Genomic DNA, 16,723 nt, shown 5'->3' on the forward strand with positions numbered 1-16,723 from the left:
GCGAGGTAGAATCGCGGCATGGCCTACGAACTGATCGCCGCGGTGGATCTCGGCTCCAACAGCTTTCGGCTGCAAGTGGGGCGAGTCGTGGCCAGCCAGATTTATCCCCTCGATGGGCTCAAGGAGTCGGTTCGGCTCGCGGCGGGCCTGACGGCCGACAAGCGACTCGACACGACGTCCCAGCAGCGTGGCATCGAGGCGTTGTCGCGCTTCGCCGAGCGCCTGCGCGATTTCGCCCCGGGGGCCGTGCGCGCGGTGGCCACCAACACCTTGCGGGTGGCGAAGAACGCCGAAGCTTTCCTGGAAAAGGCCGAGGCGGCGCTGGGATTCCCGATCGAGGTGATCGCCGGCCGCGAAGAGGCGCGCCTGATCTATCTCGGCGTTGCACACACCCTCGCCAATCCGAAGACGCGCCAACTGGTGGTCGATATCGGCGGCGGCTCGACCGAATTCATCATCGGCCAGAACATCGATCCGATCCGGCTGGAATCTCTTTACATGGGCTGCGTCGTCTTCAGCCTGCGGTTTTTTCCGGAAGGGCGGGTCGACAAGCGCTCCTTCAAGGAAGCTGAGCTCGCGGCGCGGCGCGAACTGCAGACCATCGTCCATGCCTTCCGCGAGACGGGGTGGGACGAAGCCATCGGTTCCTCGGGTACGGCCAAGGCGATTGTCGATCTGCTGGAAATGAACGGCTTTTCCGATCACGGCCTGACGCGCGACGGACTGGAGCTGCTGCGCGGCGAACTGCTGCGTGCCGGCGAGGTTTCGCGCCTGCGCCTGCAGGGCTTGCGGGCCGACCGGATGCCGGTGCTGCCCGGCGGGCTGGCGATCATGTCGGCCATCTTCAAGGAGTTCGGCCTGGAGCGCATGGCTTTTTCCGAGGGTGCGCTGCGGCTCGGCGTGCTCTACGACCAACTCGGCCGCTACCACCATGACGATTTGCGCGAAGCGACGGTGAATCGCTTCATGCAGCGCTACGAGGTGGACCGGCGGCAGGCGGCGCGGGTCGCGCATACCGCCGTCGATCTGCTCAACCAACTGGTTCCCGCGAGCCGGGAGGCCGGGCATCCCGATGCGCAATTCATGGTCTGGGCCGCCCGCCTGCATGAGGTGGGGATATCCGTGGCGCATTCGAGCTACCACAAGCACAGCGCCTATATCCTCGGCAATGCCGACATGCCGGGATTCTCCCGACGCGACCAGGCGCGCCTGTCGCGCCTGGTGCTGGCGCACCGCGGCAAGCTGGAGCGCGCCCAGCCCTTGCGCGGCGAGGCCTCGGAATGGACGCTGATCTTCTGCCTGCGCATCGCGGTGCTGCTGCATCGCTCGCGCGACGATCAACCGCTGCCGCGGCGCGCCGCGGGATTCACGCGCAACGGCTTCCAGCTGCGGCTCGGCGCCGAAGGGCTGAATGTCCTGCCGCTGACCTCGGCGGCCCTGGCCGACGAGGCGCAGCAATGGACCGGGATCGGCGGCGAGCTGCGCATCGAGCGCGATCCCTGATGTCGTCGGAATCAGGCGTGACTATAATCAAGGCTCCATCAACCTGCCAACGCAAGCATCTGACTGATGTCCGTCGCGCGCATTGAAGTAATCGTTCGCGATGGCGAACGCGTTGTCAGGCTTTCCGGACGCTGGACGCTGGCGACGACTTCTTTGCGCGCAGTCGCTTTGTCGGCAGAGCTGGGCGCTGCCGCCGATCCCGACAGCAGTTGGGACTGCCTGGGCCTTGAGGCGATCGACAGCGCCGGCGCGATGATGCTGTGGCGCGCCTGGGGCCGCGCCTGGCCGCTGCTGCTGTTGATCAAGCCCGAACATCGGCGGGTGTTCGAACGCATCGACGCCGCCGATCAGGAGCCGCGGGCGGCCGAGGTACCGCTGTCGCCCCTGCATGGCGCGATGGTGGTCGGCACCGCGGTGATCGGCATCGGCCGCCATCTGGTGGACTTCGTGGCCCTGATCGGTCAGTTCGGACTGGACCTGGTGCATGTGCTGCGCAATCCCGCCGACCTGCCGCGCCGCGAGATTTCGGCCAACCTGTACAAGAGCGGGGTGCGCGCGATGCCGGTCACGGCGCTGGTGGGCTTCCTGATCGGCGTGGTGCTTTCCTACCTGTCGGCCTTGCAGCTCAAGCAGTTCGGCGCCGACATCTTCATCGTCAATATCATCGGCCTCGGACTGGTGCGGGAACTCGGGCCGGTGCTGGTGGCGATTCTGGTGGCCGGGCGCTCCGGCTCGGCGATGACCGCGCAACTCGGCGTGATGCGGGTCACCGAGGAAATCGATGCCCTGTCGACGATGGGCGTGCCGCGCGGGCAGCGCCTGATCTTTCCCAAGGTGGTGGCGCTGACCATCGCCATGCCCCTGCTGGTGCTGTGGAGCACCTCGATCGCGATGATCGGCGGCATGGTTTCGGCCCAGTTGCAACTCGATATCTCCTACGGCTTCTTCTTTCAGACCCTGCCGCGCGTCGTGCCGGCGGCCAATCTGTGGATCGGCCTGGCCAAGGGGGCGGTGTTCGGCATGTTCGTCGCCCTGGTGGCCTGCCACTTCGGCCTGCGCGTGCGTCCCAACACCGAGAGCCTGTCGGCCAACACGACGGCCTCGGTGGTGTCGGCGATCACCATCGTCATCATCATCGATGCCGCGTTTGCCATCGCCACGCGCAGCATCGGACTGCCCGGCTGAGCCCATGACCGCCCCGGTGATCCGCATTCGCGACTTGTCCACCCGCTTCGGCGAGGTCTGGATCCACCAGGGTCTGAACCTCGACATCGAGCGCGGCGAGCTGGTTTCGCTGGTGGGCGGTTCCGGCAGCGGCAAGACCACGCTGCTGCGCATGGTGGTCGGCTTGCTGCTGCCGACCAAGGGCAGCATCGAACTCTTCGGCGAGCCGCTGTTCGGCGGCGGCGTGGCGCGCGAGCGAGCGCTGCGCCAGCGTTTCGGCGTGCTGTTCCAGCACGGGGCGCTGTTTTCAGCCTTCAACGTGTTCGACAATATCGCCTTTCCCCTGCGCGAACTGAAGCGCTACGACGAGGATGCGATTCACGACCTGGTCATGCTCAAGCTGTCGATGGTGGAACTGCTGCCGCGCCATGGCCGGCTGATGCCGTCCGAGCTTTCCGGCGGCATGGTCAAGCGCGTCGCGCTGGCGCGCGCTTTGGCGCTGGAACCCGAGCTGCTGCTGCTCGACGAGCCGACCGCCGGGCTCGACCCCGACCGCTCCGACAGTTTTGTGCGCCTGATCCGCATGCTCGGCGAAGAACTCGGGCTCACGGTCATGCTGGTCACGCACGACCTCGACACGCTGGCTGCGCTTTCCACGCGCGTTGCGGTACTCGGCGAGCAGCGCATCCTCGCCTACGGCACGACGGACGAAATCATTCAAGTCGATCATCCCTTCATCCGCAACTTTTTCCTTTCCGAGCGCAGCGTGCGGGCCCTGCAGAATTCCGGGCTGGCGGCGCCACACTAACGCTCATGGCTTCGATGGACCACCCTGCAATATGAAATCTCGCACCTTCGATGGGCCCCAAGCTGGCAAATGGGCCCGCCCCTCCCATCCTCCCCTCACGGGGAGGCTATTGATCGGCTCGCTGCGCTCGAACCTTACACAGCGCGCTTGGCGACGTATTTCACGTTAAAAGACCATGGAAAATCGATCTCACGCGCTGGCTGCCGGCATTTTCACCCTGCTGCTGGGCATTGCCTCGGCAATTGCCATCTGGTGGCTGGGGCAGAGCGACGAATCGACCACGACCTACCTGCTGGAAACGCGGCGCAACGTGACCGGGCTCAACGTCCAGGCCCAGGTCCGCTATCGTGGCATTCGCGCCGGCAAGGTGGAGGCCATCGAGCCCGACGAGGCGGACCCGCGCGTGATCCTGGTGCGCATCAATGTCGACAACCGCTTCAAGCTGACCCGCGGCAGCACGGCCTCGCTTGGCTATCAGGGGGTCACCGGCCTGGCCTATGTGCAGATCGAGGATGACGGATCGTCGATCGAGCCGCTGGTCGGGCCGGACGGCGCGGTGCCGCGCATTGCGCTGAAGCCGACCCTGTTCGAGACGCTGGGCGACAAGGCCGGCGACATCGTCGAGCAGATCAGCGTCGTATCGCTGCGCCTGGGCAAGCTGCTCGACGAGAAGAATGCGCAGAACCTCGCGCGCACGCTGGAGAATCTGGCCGAGGCTTCCGACGGCCTGCGCGAGATGCCGAAAATTCTCGCCGCAGTGCGCGAGGCGCTGTCGGAAAGCAATTTGCGCAGCCTGCGGCAGATCCTGGTGCATGTCGAAAAGACGGCGGGCGAGACGGCACCGCTGACGGCTGAAATGCGCGAGCTGGTGAAGTCGATGGGCGTCCTGTCGCAGCGCTTCGAGCAACTGGCAGCCGGTGCCGGAAACGAGCTGACGACCAACACCCTGCCGCGCGCCAACGCCCTGATGCAGGAACTGGCGACCAGTTCGCGGCAGCTTTCGCGCGTGCTCGACAGCCTCGAAAACAATCCGCAGATGCTGTTGTTCGGTCGCGGCAAGACAGGTTCCGGCCCCGGAGAAGCGGGCTTTTCCGCCCCGGCCAAACAGGGAGAGGTGCGATGAGCAAGTGGCTGGCCATGATTCTTGCAGGAAGCCTGCTGGCGGCATGCGGCGGCAATGTGCGCACGGCCGAGCCGGTGCGATACGACTTCGGCAGTTCGGGCGCGTCGATCGCCGAGGCGGCTGCGCCGCTGCCGCTGGCGGCGATCGAGGTGCGGACGGCGTCGTGGCTCGCCGGTACGGCCATGCATTTCCGGCTCGCCTATGCCGAACCCCTGCGGCGCCAGAGCTATGGCGAGAGCCGCTGGGCGGCGCCGCCGGCCGAGCTGCTGGAGGTGTTCCTCAAGCGGCGCCTGGCGCTGACCCCGTCCGGTTCCAGCGGCACCGGCTGCCGTCTGCAACTGGTGCTGGACGAACTGGAGCAGCGCTTCGACGATCCGCAAAGAAGCCGTTTGGTGCTCGAAGCGCGTGCCGTGCTGACACCGCTGCACGGATCGGAGATACTCTCCCGGCGGGTGTTCCTCATCACGCAGCCGGCGGCCACGGCCGATGCCGGCGCCGGTGCCGCCGCCGCGCGTGCGGCCGTACAGGCACTGGCGGCCGATCTTGGCAACTGGCTGGGGCAGCTGGCCCGCGAGAAACCGGCGATTGTCGAACGTTGTCGAAGCTAGAAAGGTGAATCCGATGAGCAATCCCTACGCCGCCGGCCTGGAGAAGAATCCGGCCAATTATGTGCCGCTGACGCCGCTGACCTTCATCGAACGTTCCGCCTACATCTATTCCGAGCGCGTGGCGAGCATCCACGGCGCGCGCCGCTACACCTGGGCCCAGGCCTACGAGCGCAGCCGGCGCCTGGCCTCGGCGCTGGCGGCGCAAGGAGTTGGCGCTGGCGACACGGTGGCGGCGATGCTCAACAACACGCCCGAGATGTTCGAATGCCATTTCGGCGTGCCGATGTGCGGCGCCGTGCTGAATACCCTGAACACGCGCCTCGACGCCGAATCGATCGCCTTCATGCTCAACCACGGCGAGGCCAAGGTGCTGATCACCGACCGCGAGTATTCGACGATGGTCAGAAAGGCCCTGGCCGAACTGGGGCGCAGCATCCTCGTCGTCGATGTCGACGATCCCGAATACACCGGCCCCGGCGAGCGCCTGGGCACGCTCGACTATGAGAGCTTCCTCGCCACCGGCAATCCCGCCTACGCCTGGAAGACGCCGGCCGACGAGTGGGAAGCGATCTCGCTCAACTACACCTCGGGCACCACCGGCAACCCCAAGGGCGTGGTCTATCACCACCGCGGCGCTTATCTCAACGCGCTGTCCAACATCGTCTCCTGGGGCATGCCGCCGCAGTCGATCTACCTGTGGACCCTGCCGATGTTCCATTGCAACGGCTGGTGCTTCCCCTGGACCGTGGCGGCCAATTCCGGCACCAATGTCTGCCTGCGCCGCGTCGATCCCAAGCTGATTCTCGATGCCATCCGCGAGCACAAGGTCAGCCATTATTGCGGCGCGCCGATCGTGCATTCGATGCTGATCAGCGCCCCGGCGGCCTGGCGCGAGGGCATCGAGCACAAGGTTTCGGCGCTGGTCGCCGCCGCGCCGCCGCCGGCCGCGGTGATCGAAGGCATGAACACGATCGGCTTCAACATCACCCATGTCTATGGCCTCACCGAAACCTATGGCCCGGCCGCGGTCTGCGCCAAGCACGAGGAATGGCTGGAACTGCCGCTCGACGAACAGGTGCGCCTGAACGGCCGCCAGGGCGTGCGCTACCACTGCCAGGAAGGCATCACGGTGATGGACCCGGAAACCATGCTGCCGGTGCCCTGGGACGACCAGACCATGGGCGAGATCATGTTCCGCGGCAACATCGTGATGAAGGGCTACCTGAAGAATCCGAAGGCCACCGAAGAGGCCTTCCGCGGCGGCTGGTATCACACCGGCGACCTGGCCGTGATGCAGCCCGACGGCTACGTCAAGATCAAGGACCGCAGCAAGGACGTAATCATTTCGGGCGGCGAGAACATCTCCTCGATCGAGGTCGAGGACACGCTGTATCGCCATCCGGCGGTGATGGGCGCCGCCGTGGTCGCCACCCCCGACGAGAAGTGGGGCGAGGTGCCCTGCGCCTTCATCGAACTGCGCGAAGGTTCGACCGTCACGGCCGAGGAACTGACCGAGTTCTGCCGCGAGCGCATGGCGCGCTTCAAGGTGCCGAAGAAGTTCATCTTCGAGGCGCTGCCCAAGACCTCGACCGGCAAGATCCAGAAGTACGTGCTGCGCGAGAAGGCCAAGTCGGCCGCCGCGATCGAATAAGTGATCTGGCTGCCGCGCCTGGGCGCCGCGCTGCTGGCGCTGTTCGTCACCGCCGTCGCGCTCGCCGTGATCTGGTGGCAGCGCGTGACGCCGGTCAGCGAAGGGCGGCTGGAGGTCGCCGGACTCGCGGGTGAAGTCAGCATCGAGCGCGACGACAACGGCATTCCGACGCTGCGCGGCGCCAGTCGCGATGCCGTGCTGTTCGGCCTCGGCTTCGTCCATGCGCAGGATCGCCTGTGGCAGCTCGAAACGCATCGCCGCATCGGCTCCGGGCGGCTGGCGGAAGCCTTCGGCCCGGCCGCGCTGGACAACGACAGGTTTCTGCGCGCCCTCGGCGTGCGGCATGCCGCGACCGCACAATGGGTCGCGCTGGGCGCCGACGCGCGCGCCGCGGTTCTGGCCTATACCGCCGGCATCAACGCCTACATCGCCGATCATTTGCGCGCCCGTCCGCCGGAATTCCTGATCCTCGGCCTGCAGCCGGAACCCTGGACGCCGGAGGACACGCTGGCCTGGGGCATCATGATGGCCTGGGATCTCGGCGCCAACTGGACCAATGAACTGCTGCGCATGCGCCTCGCCCTGAGCCTGCCGGTGGCGCGCATCGACCAGTTGTTGCCGCCCTATCCCGGCCAGAAGCCGCTGCCCGTGCGCGACTATGCGGCGCTGTATCGCGAGCTGAAACTCAGCGGCGATCTCGGCCAGCAGGCCCTGCTCGACGCACCCGAATCCGGCGTCGAAGGCGTCGGTTCGAACAACTGGGTGGTGGCCGGTTCGCGCAGTGCATCGGGCAAGCCACTGCTGGCCAACGATCCGCATCTCAAGCTGACGACGCCGGCCCTGTGGTATTTCGCGCGCCTCGAAGCGCCCGGCCTCAAGATGGCGGGCGCCACCATGCCCGGCCTGCCGCTGCTGGTGCTGGGCCAGAACGAACGCATCGCCTGGGGCTTCACCAACACCAATCCCGACGTCCAGGACGTCTACCTCGAACAGATCAAGCCCGACGATGCGACGCGCTATCGCACGCCCGACGGCTGGGCAGCGTTCCAGTCCTACACCGAGACCATCCGCGTCAAGGGCGGGGCCGACGTCACCCTGGTCACGCGGGCGACACGCCACGGGCCGGTGATTTCGGATGCCGGCACGCCGGTCGTCGCCGGCCTCACGGGAAAGCCGGGCGGCCCGGGCTATGCCCTGGCCCTGCGCTGGACGGCGCTGGATGCCGATGCCGCCAGCATCGATGGCGGGCTGGCGATCGGCGCTGCCGGATCGGTGGCCGAGTTCGTCGCGGCGGCGGAGAAGTACAAGGCGCCGATGCAGAACATGGTGGTGGCGGACGTCGCCGGCAGCATCGGCTTCATCGCCGCCGGGCGCGTGCCGCTGCGCGGCGCCGACAACGATCTGCAAGGCCAGGCGCCGGCGCCGGGCTGGGAGGCGCGCTACGACTGGATCGGCTTCGTCGATCCGGGCCAGACGCCGCGCGAGATCGACCCGCCGCGCGGCTGGATCGCCACCGCCAATCACCGTGTCGCCAGCGCCAACTATCCGCATTACATCACCAGCGAATGGGCCTTGCCCTACCGCCAGCAGCGTATCGAGACCCTGCTCGCAGCGCAGCCGAAACACGACAAAGAAAGCCTGCGCCGCATCCAGGCCGATGTCCTTTCACCAGCGGCGCAGCGCCTGCTGCCCTGGCTGAAGAAGGCGCAGCCGACGCATGCGCTGGGAGCGGCCGCGACGCAGCGCCTGGCCGGCTTCGAGGGCGAAATGCGCGCGCTCGACGTCGCGCCGACCATCTTCGCCGCCTGGGCGCGCGAGCTGACGCGCGCGGTGTTCGCCGACGAAATGGGCGGCGACGAGATGTATTTGCGCCAGGTCGGCCGCGCCGATTTCCGTGCCGCGCTGGAAGGCGTGCTTGACCGCGACGATGCCTGGTGGTGCGACGACAAATCGACGCCGGCCGCGGAAACCTGCGCCGCGCTGGTCAACCGTTCGCTCGACCGCGCCCTCGACGAGTTGCAGCAACGCCTGGGGCCGGACATGGCGCGCTGGCACTGGGGCGTGGTGCATCTGGCACGCGCCGAGCACCGGCCGTTCTCCAAGGTCAGGGCGCTGGCGCCGTGGTTCGAACTGCGCGTCGCCACCGGCGGCGACAACTACACGGTGAATGTCGGCCGCTATCACCTCAAAGGCGACGAACCCTATCTCAACGAGCATGCCGCCAGCCTGCGCGCCATCTATGACCTGGGCAACCCCACGAACTCCGGCGTGATGCATTCGAGCGGACAGTCCGGCCTGGTGCTCTCGCCCGATTTCAGGCGTCTGCTCGAACCCTGGCAGGCGGTGCGCGATCTGCCGCTGTGGGGCGGCGGCGGCAAGAAACTGGTGCTGCAGGGCCGCCCTGCGGCAAAATGAATCCTTTACCGAAGAACACCAAGGAGGCCGCACCATGAATGCACCCGAACAATCCACATTGCCCATCCTGATGCGCGAAGACAAGGATGGCGTCGCGACCCTGACGCTGAACCGGCCGACCCAGTTCAACTCGCTGTCGGAGGAAATGCTGGCCGAGCTGCAGGCGGCGCTCGATGCCATCGCCAAGGACGTCTCGGTGCGCGCCGTGGTGATTGCCGGCGCCGGCAAGGCCTTCTGCGCCGGCCACGACCTCAAGCAGATGCGCGCCAATCACAGCAAGGCCTACATGCAGAAGCTGTTCAAGCAATGCGGCAAGGTCATGATGTCCATCACCGAAATGCCGCAGCCGGTGATCGCGCGCATCCACGGCATCGCCACGGCGGCAGGCTGCCAACTGGTGGCCATGTGCGATCTGGCGGTGGCCGCCGAAGGCGCGAAGTTCGCCGTATCCGGCATCAACGTCGGCCTCTTCTGCTCGACGCCCTCGGTCGCGCTGGGGCGCGCCATGGGCCGCAAGCAGGCCATGGAAATGCTGCTGACCGGGGATTTCATCGACGCCGCGGAGGCGCAGCGGCGCGGCCTGATCAACCGCGTGGTGCCGCTCGACCAGCTCGATGCCGAAGTGAAAAAGCTGACCGATTCGATCTGCGCCAAGTCGGCCGTGGCCGTCGGCATGGGCAAGCAGATGTTCTACAAGCAACTCGAAATGGGCCTCGACGGCGCCTACCAGCTCGCCTCGGAAACCATGGCCTGCAACATGATGGCCGACGACGCGGCGGAAGGCATCGACGCCTTCATGCAGAAACGCAAGCCGGAGTGGAAAGGCTGCTGATTTCCTGAGCGAAGCTCCACCCATGGGCTTTGCTCCCTTTTCCATTTCCCGCCTGCCGCGGATCGAGTTCGGCCAGGGTTCCCTGGAACGCTTGCCCGACATCGCCGCCGGCTATGGCAAACGACTGCTGCTGGTCACCGGCGCACGCAGCTTTCTCGCCTCGGCCAATGCCGTGCGGCTGTTCGATGCCTTGCGCCAGCGCGGTTGCAGTTGGGAAATCGTCAAGATCACCGTCGAGCCGGCGCCGACTTTCATCGACGCCACCGTCGCGGCGATGCGCGTCGAAGCATTCGACGCGGTGATCGGCATCGGCGGCGGCAGCGCGCTCGATGCGGCGAAAGCCATCGCCGCATTGCTGAAACCCGGCAATTCGGTGATGGATCACCTGGAAGGTGTCGGCCCCGAGCTGCCCTATGCCGGTCCGGCGACACCCTTCATTGCCGTTCCGACCACCGCCGGGACAGGCTCGGAAGCCACCAGGAACGCGGTGCTGTCGATCGAAGGGCGATTCAAGAAATCCTTCCGCGACGAAAAGCTGGTGGCCGAATGGGCCATCGTCGATCCCGAACTGATCTCCGGTTGTCCACCGCAGCTGGTCGCCGCCGATGGCATGGATGCCTTCACGCAGTTGCTCGAATCCTTCGTATCGACGCGCAGCAATCCGATGACCGATGCGCTGGCGCGTTCCGGCATCATGGCCGTCAAGGACGGGCTGCTGTCGCTGTATGCGGCGCAGTCCGCAGCGGCGCGCGAGAAGATGGCTTACGCATCGCTGCTGTCGGGCATCTGCCTGGCGCAGACCGGCCTCGGTTCGGTGCATGGCCTTGCTGCGCCGCTCGGCGCCTTCTTCCCCATTCCCCACGGCGCCGCCTGTGGCACGCTGGTGGCAACGGCGACGGCCGCCAACATCGAGGCGCTGGAAAGGCGCGAACCCGACAATCCTGCGCTGCCGAAATACGCCGAGATAGGCCGTCGTTTCGCCATGCAGAAAGGCTTGAACGGGCGCGACGCGCGCAGCTTCCTCGTCAGCACCTTGCGGCAGTGGGAGCAGACGCTGGCCTTGCCCCGTCTGTCGCATTGGCGTGTCGCCAGCGCCGACTTTCCGCGCATCGTGGCGAATTGCCGCGGCAGCAGCATGAAGACCAACCCGATCGTGCTCACCGACGAGGAGCTTGTCGGGGTGCTGGCAGCTAGGCTCTAGTAGTCAGTCGACAAGGAAAAGGCGCATTCCCTGTAGGAGCGAGCTTGCTCGCGATAAGCCGTTGTCGCGAGCAAGCTCGCTCCTACATCCATCGGTTTCAACAGGCTGCTAGGCGCCACGCTGCGAATCAGAGGGTAGTCTGGGCGACCGCGTGTTCCCAGTTCTGCATCAATTCACCGGCCCGCGCCCGCGACATGGTCGGATGAAAAGTCCGGTCCACCTGCCATTGCGCGGCGAGTTCATCGAGGTTGCGGTAGACGCCGCAGGACAGGCCGGCCAGATAGGCGGCGCCGAGCGCGGTGGTTTCGATCACCTTCGGTCGCACCACAGGGATGCCGAGCAGGTCGGCCTGAAACTGCATCAGCAAGTCATTGACACAGGCGCCGCCATCGACGCGCAGCTCCTCGACGCCGCCCAGCGGCGGCAGCCTGTCGCCCGGCGCGGCGGCCGTGGCCGCTGCATCACGGCCCATGGCCTGCAGCAGCGCGGCATTCTGGAACGCGATGCTTTCCAGCGCTGCGCGCGCGATGTGCCCCACTGTCGTGCCGCGGGTCAGACCGACGATGGCACCGCGCGCGTCGGGCTTCCAGTAGGGGGCTCCGAGGCCGGTGAAGGCCGGCACGAATATCACGCCGCCGCTGTCCGGCACGCTTTCGGCAAGTTTCTCGACGGCGTCGCTTTGCTTGATCGCCTGCAGGCCGTCGCGCAGCCACTGCACCACGGCACCGCCGATGAACACGCTGCCCTCCAGCGCGAATTCCGGCGTCGCGGTGGGTTGCGCGGCGCTGGTGGTGATGAGTCCGTTGGCGCTGGCATGGAAGTGCGGCCCGGTATGCATCAGCATGAAGCAGCCGGTGCCGTAGGTGTTCTTCGCCATGCCGGAACGAAAGCAGGCCTGTCCGAACAGCGCGCTCTGCTGGTCGCCGGCGATGCCGCCGATGGCGACGGGAGCGCCGAGCAGCCCGGCCTGCGCGTGCCCGTACACATGGCTGGACGGGTGGACGGCAGGCAGCACTTCGCGGGGAATGTCGAACACCTTCAGCAAATCGTCATCCCAGCGGTTGCCATGCACATTGAACAGCATCGTCCGCGACGCGTTGCTGACGTCGGTGGCATGTACCGCGCCGCCGGTCAGGCGCCACAGTAGCCAGGTGTCGACGGTGCCGAAGGCCAACTCGCCCTTGCCTGCGGCGGCGCGGGCGCCGGGAACGGTGTCGAAAATCCATTTCAGCTTGGTCGCTGAAAAATAGGGGTCGATGAGCAGGCCCGTCTTCTCCCGGACGGCGGCTTCCAGGCCGTCCTTGCGCAGCTTCGCGCAGATCGGTTCGGTACGCCGGTCCTGCCAGACGATGGCATTGCACAGCGGCTCGCCGCTGGCGCGGTTCCATACTACGGTGGTTTCGCGCTGGTTGGTGATGCCGATCGAGGCAATGTCGGCGGCACCGATCCCCGCCTGGGCCAGCGCCTCCTGCGCGGTGGCTATCTGGCTGGCCCAAATCTCATGCGGGTCGTGTTCCACCCAGCCGGGCTGTGGGTAGATCTGGCGGAACTCGCGTTGCGCCTTGGCAACGATCTGTCCCCGCACATCGAACACGATGCTGCGCGAACTGGAGGTGCCCTGGTCGAGCGCAAGAAGGAAGCGGGGGCGGTTCATCGGCGGTTTCTCCGGAGGACTGGTTTCGCTTGACGGGGAAAGTTCGCGGCCCGATCTGTCAGTCTGCCACCAGGCAGGTCACGCCCGCATCGGACATCAAGGCCGGGAAGGGACTGGGTGGAGTCGCGTCGGTGTACAGGATGTCGACCTGATTCAAACGTGCCACCTCGACCATCGCGGGACGATTGAACTTGCTGCAGTCGGCTGCCAGCCATACTTCGCGCGACTGCTGGATGATGGTCTGCGCAACTTTCACCTCCCGGTAGTCGAAATCGCGCAGGCTGCCGTCGGCCTCGATGCCTGAGATGCCGATCAGTCCGATATCGGCCTTGAACTGGCGGATGAAGTCGACCGTGGCTTCGCCAACTATGCCGCGGTCGCGCGAACGCACGACGCCGCCGGTGACGATGACTTCGCAGTCGGTGTTGTCGGAGAGGATGGCGGCGACGTTCAGGTTGTTGGTGATCACGCGCAAGCCCTTGTGGCGCAACAGTTCGCGCGCGATGGCTTCGGTCGTGGTGCCGATGTTGATGATCAGCGAACAACCGTCCGGAACCGCCTTGGCGACTGCACGTGCGATGCGCTGCTTGGCTGCTTCGTTTAGCAGTTGGCGCTGCCGGTAGGCGATGTTCTCGGTGGTCGAACTCGGCTCCCGCACTCCTCCGTGAAAACGCGCCAGCAGGCCGGCATCCGACAGGAGTTTCACGTCGCGCCGCACGGTTTGCAGGGTCACGCCGAACAAAGCCGCCAATTCTTCAACCGATACGGAACCGCGCGCTTGAACCTGTTCCAGCAACTTGAGTTGTCTCGGGTTGGGGGTCATGCCTGGGGCTCGAAAAGGGAAACGCCGTAAGAATAATCAAACTGCTTACGAAACACAACACAACAATTAGCTCATATTGGAACTTGCAATTTGTTTAAAACTTATGTAAAAAGAACATAAACGCGCTATAACGAACTTTAGCGAAGATAATCCAAAACGCCCTCCCGGTTGTACCGGGATGCGGCGCGCATCGAACGAGGAGACCGCATGGCCGAGCCCCACCCCGGTGGTCAGGTGAGCAGCATTGACGCTTCCAATGCGCAATCCTGCGACGTACTTGTGGTTGGCGGCGGCATCAACGGTGTCGGCATTGCGCGCGACCTGGCCGGCCGCGGCATGCGGGTGATACTGGCCGAGCAAGACGATTTGGGCGCCCATACATCGTCATCCTCGACCAAGCTGATCCACGGCGGCTTGCGCTATCTGGAGTACTACGAGTTTTCGCTGGTGCGCAAGTCGTTGCTGGAACGCGAAGTGCTGCTCAGAAGTGCGCCGCACATCATTCGGCCACTGCGCTTCGTCATGCCGCACGACCCGTCGATGCGGCCGGCCTGGATGATCCGGCTGGGTCTTTTTCTCTATGACCACCTGGCGCGGCGCGAAGTGCTGCCCGGTTCCGCCGGGGTGGACCTGCGCACCGATCCACTCGGCGCGCCGTTGCAGGAGCGATACACGCGCGGCTTTGTGTATTCCGACGGATGGGTGGACGATGCGCGTCTGGTGGTCCTCAATGCGCTGGACGCGCAAGCCCGCGGTGCGCAGATTATCACCCGCACCCGCTGCGCCGCCGCGCAGCGCAACGGGCAGGAGTGGATGGCCACCCTGCAGTCGCCGGGGGATCCCGAACGCACGATCTGCGCCCGAGCGCTGGTCAATGCCGCCGGGCCGTGGGCGGAATCATTTCTGCTCGACGCAGCCAAAGCCGCCCACGGCGAAGCGCTGGTGACCAAAACCCTGCGGCTGGTCAAAGGCAGCCACATCGTCGTACCGCGCTGCTTCGAGCACGACCACGCCTACATTTTCCAGAACCCGGACCGGCGCATTATTTTCGCCATCCCGTATGAAGAGCAATTCACGCTGATCGGAACCACCGAAGTAGAGCTTCATGGCGATCCAGGGGACACCAGCATCGGCGACGACGAAGTGGCTTATCTTTGCCGGCAGGTGAGCCGCTATTTCACCCGTCCGGTGAAGCCAAGCGACGTGGTATGGAGCTATGCCGGCGTGCGTCCACTGCTCGACGATGCGTCGGGCGACCTCTCGGCCGTCACTCGCGACTACATGTTGGAGAGCAACACCGAGGCAGCACCGCTGTTGAGCGTGTGGGGCGGCAAGATCACCACTTTCCGCAAGCTGGCCGAGGAAGCCGCCGACGAGATAGGACGCATGCTCGGAGAGCCTGCATCGCGCAAGGCGTGGACCAAGGGAGCCAGTCTGCCCGGCGGCGACCTCCGCGACTGGATCGGCGCGCTGCGCCGGCCCGATACCGACTTCGAGCGCTTTGTCATTGCGGTGCGGGCGCGCTATCCCTGGCTCGACGCGTCACTGGCGCGGCGTTTTGCGCGTGCCTACGGCAGCCGCATCGACCGCGTGCTGATTGACGCCGGCTGCCGCACCGATCTTGGCGAGGAAGTGGCTCCCGGTCTGTTCGAGGCGGAACTACGCTACCTGCGGCGCGAGGAGTGGGCGTGCACGGCCGAGGACGTGCTGTGGCGCCGCACTCGGCTGGGCCTGCACTTGACCGAAGCCGAGCGTCAAAGAGTCGCGGATTGGATGAATGCGGTGGATGAACGGAGAAAGGCCGCCTGATGAAGTGCAGATTTCGGAGCAACTTGGGATTCCGGAGAAAATTCCGATGGAATTAGCGCTGGAAGGAATCAGCAAAAAAGTCGGGGCACAGTCGTGGCTGTACGACATAAGCCTTGCGCCGAGGCTCAACGCGGTGACTGTGCTGCTGGGCGCCACCCAGGCCGGGAAAACCAGCTTGATGCGCATCATGGCCGGCCTCGACACTCCCACCCGGGGTGCCGTTCGGGTCGATGGCAAGGACGTCACCGGCGTTCCGGTGCGCGAACGCAATATAGCAATGGTCTATCAGCAGTTCATCAACTACCCTTCGCTGCGGGTCGCCGACAACATCGCCTCGCCGCTGAAGCTGCGCGGCGAAAAAAACATCTCCGAGCGAGTGCGCTCGCTCGCGGCCAAGCTGCACATCGAGATGTTCCTCGACCGCTATCCGGCAGAACTTTCGGGCGGCCAGCAACAGCGCGTGGCGCTGGCGCGAGCGCTGGCCAAGGGCGCGCCGCTGATGCTGCTCGACGAACCCCTGGTCAACCTCGACTACAAGCTGCGCGAGGAACTGCGCGAGGAACTGACGCAACTGTTCGCCGCCGGCGAATCGACCGTGATCTACGCCACCACCGAACCCGGCGAAGCCTTGCTGCTGGGCGGTTACACCGCAGTGATGGACGCCGGTGAACTGCTGCAGTACGGTCCCACCGCCGAGGTGTTCCGCGAGCCGAAGTCGCTGCGCGTGGCTCGCGCCTTCAGCGATCCGCCGATGAACCTGATCGCTGCCGCTGCGATGACGCTGGGGGTGCAACTGAATGCCGGCCCGGCACTTGTCATTCCGCTGCCGGCTGCGGCTGCGACCAGCCCGGCGACGGAGTTGACCGTTGGCGTGCGTGCCAGCGCCCTGCGTCTGCAAGCGCGCGACGGCGACGTGGCCCTGCCCGGCGTAGTGGAACTCGCCGAAATCTCCGGCTCCGACACCTATGTGCACCTGTCCACTGCCGTGGGCGAAGTGGTGGCGCAGCTCACCGGCGTGCATTACTTCGATCTGGGCGCATCGCTCACGCTGCATCTCAGTCCGGCGCAGGTCTATGTCTTCGACGCGGAAGGCGCGCTGTTGGTGGCGCCGCAACGACAGGGAGGGGGCTGA

The 16,723-nt window shown here is 65.8% G+C and carries 13 protein-coding genes; 11 read left to right on the top strand and 2 right to left on the bottom strand.

The features are described 5' to 3' along the window. The first annotated feature begins 18 nt into the window (after positions 1-18). From ppx to RMO95_RS07915, 9 genes are all read left to right on the top strand, one after another. A complete protein-coding gene (ppx, locus tag RMO95_RS07875) occupies positions 19-1,503 on the top strand; it encodes an exopolyphosphatase (RefSeq protein ID WP_310450060.1) in 1,485 nt (494 codons plus the stop codon). Between the two features lie 66 nt (positions 1,504-1,569). After that, entirely contained in the window at positions 1,570-2,688 is a 1,119-nt protein-coding gene (locus RMO95_RS07880) for an ABC transporter permease (protein ID WP_310450061.1), read from the top strand. A gap of 4 nt (positions 2,689-2,692) precedes the next feature. Beyond that, complete coding sequence (locus RMO95_RS07885; RefSeq protein WP_310450062.1) at positions 2,693-3,475, top strand: ABC transporter ATP-binding protein; 783 nt, start codon at positions 2,693-2,695, stop codon at positions 3,473-3,475. A 175-nt stretch (positions 3,476-3,650) separates the two neighbouring features. Next, positions 3,651-4,598, top strand: a complete 948-nt coding sequence (locus tag RMO95_RS07890; protein WP_310450063.1) for an MlaD family protein — start codon at positions 3,651-3,653, stop codon at positions 4,596-4,598. Further along, complete coding sequence (locus tag RMO95_RS07895; RefSeq protein WP_310450064.1) at positions 4,595-5,206, top strand: ABC-type transport auxiliary lipoprotein family protein; 612 nt, start codon at positions 4,595-4,597, stop codon at positions 5,204-5,206. Before RMO95_RS07890 ends, RMO95_RS07895 begins: the two co-directional genes overlap by 4 nt. A 13-nt stretch (positions 5,207-5,219) precedes the next feature. Continuing rightward, entirely contained in the window at positions 5,220-6,857 is a 1,638-nt protein-coding gene (locus RMO95_RS07900; RefSeq protein WP_310450065.1) for an acyl-CoA synthetase, read from the top strand. Next, positions 6,858-9,272 carry a penicillin acylase family protein gene (locus RMO95_RS07905; RefSeq protein ID WP_310450066.1) on the top strand — a complete coding sequence of 805 codons (2,415 nt, stop codon included), beginning with the start codon at positions 6,858-6,860 and terminating at the stop codon, positions 9,270-9,272. Between the two features lie 34 nt (positions 9,273-9,306). Further along, positions 9,307-10,104: an enoyl-CoA hydratase gene (locus tag RMO95_RS07910; protein WP_310450067.1), complete on the top strand. Its 798-nt coding sequence runs from the start codon at positions 9,307-9,309 to the stop codon at positions 10,102-10,104. Positions 10,105-10,126: 22 nt separating this feature from the next. Continuing rightward, positions 10,127-11,305 (top strand): iron-containing alcohol dehydrogenase, encoded by a 1,179-nt coding sequence (locus RMO95_RS07915; protein ID WP_310450068.1) that lies wholly within the window; start codon positions 10,127-10,129, stop codon positions 11,303-11,305. A 127-nt stretch (positions 11,306-11,432) separates the two neighbouring features. On the opposite strand, the gene glpK is transcribed toward RMO95_RS07915, so the two are convergent. Together glpK and RMO95_RS07925 are read right to left on the bottom strand one after the other, a co-directional pair. Then, positions 11,433-12,959, bottom strand: coding sequence for a glycerol kinase GlpK (gene glpK, locus RMO95_RS07920; protein ID WP_310450069.1), 1,527 nt, complete (start codon positions 12,957-12,959; stop codon positions 11,433-11,435). A 58-nt stretch (positions 12,960-13,017) separates the two neighbouring features. Further along, a complete protein-coding gene (locus RMO95_RS07925; RefSeq protein WP_310450070.1) occupies positions 13,018-13,782 on the bottom strand; it encodes a DeoR/GlpR family DNA-binding transcription regulator in 765 nt (254 codons plus the stop codon). Positions 13,783-13,989: 207 nt separating this feature from the next. On the opposite strand from RMO95_RS07925, the gene glpD reads away from it, so the two are divergent. Next, entirely contained in the window at positions 13,990-15,591 is a 1,602-nt protein-coding gene (glpD, locus tag RMO95_RS07930) for a glycerol-3-phosphate dehydrogenase (protein WP_310450071.1), read from the top strand. Between the two features lie 46 nt (positions 15,592-15,637). After that, positions 15,638-16,723, top strand: coding sequence for an ABC transporter ATP-binding protein (locus RMO95_RS07935; protein WP_310450072.1), 1,086 nt, complete (start codon positions 15,638-15,640; stop codon positions 16,721-16,723).

Source organism: Sulfuritalea sp. (assembly GCF_031426875.1).
Classification (GTDB): Bacteria; Pseudomonadota; Gammaproteobacteria; order Burkholderiales; family Rhodocyclaceae; genus Sulfuritalea.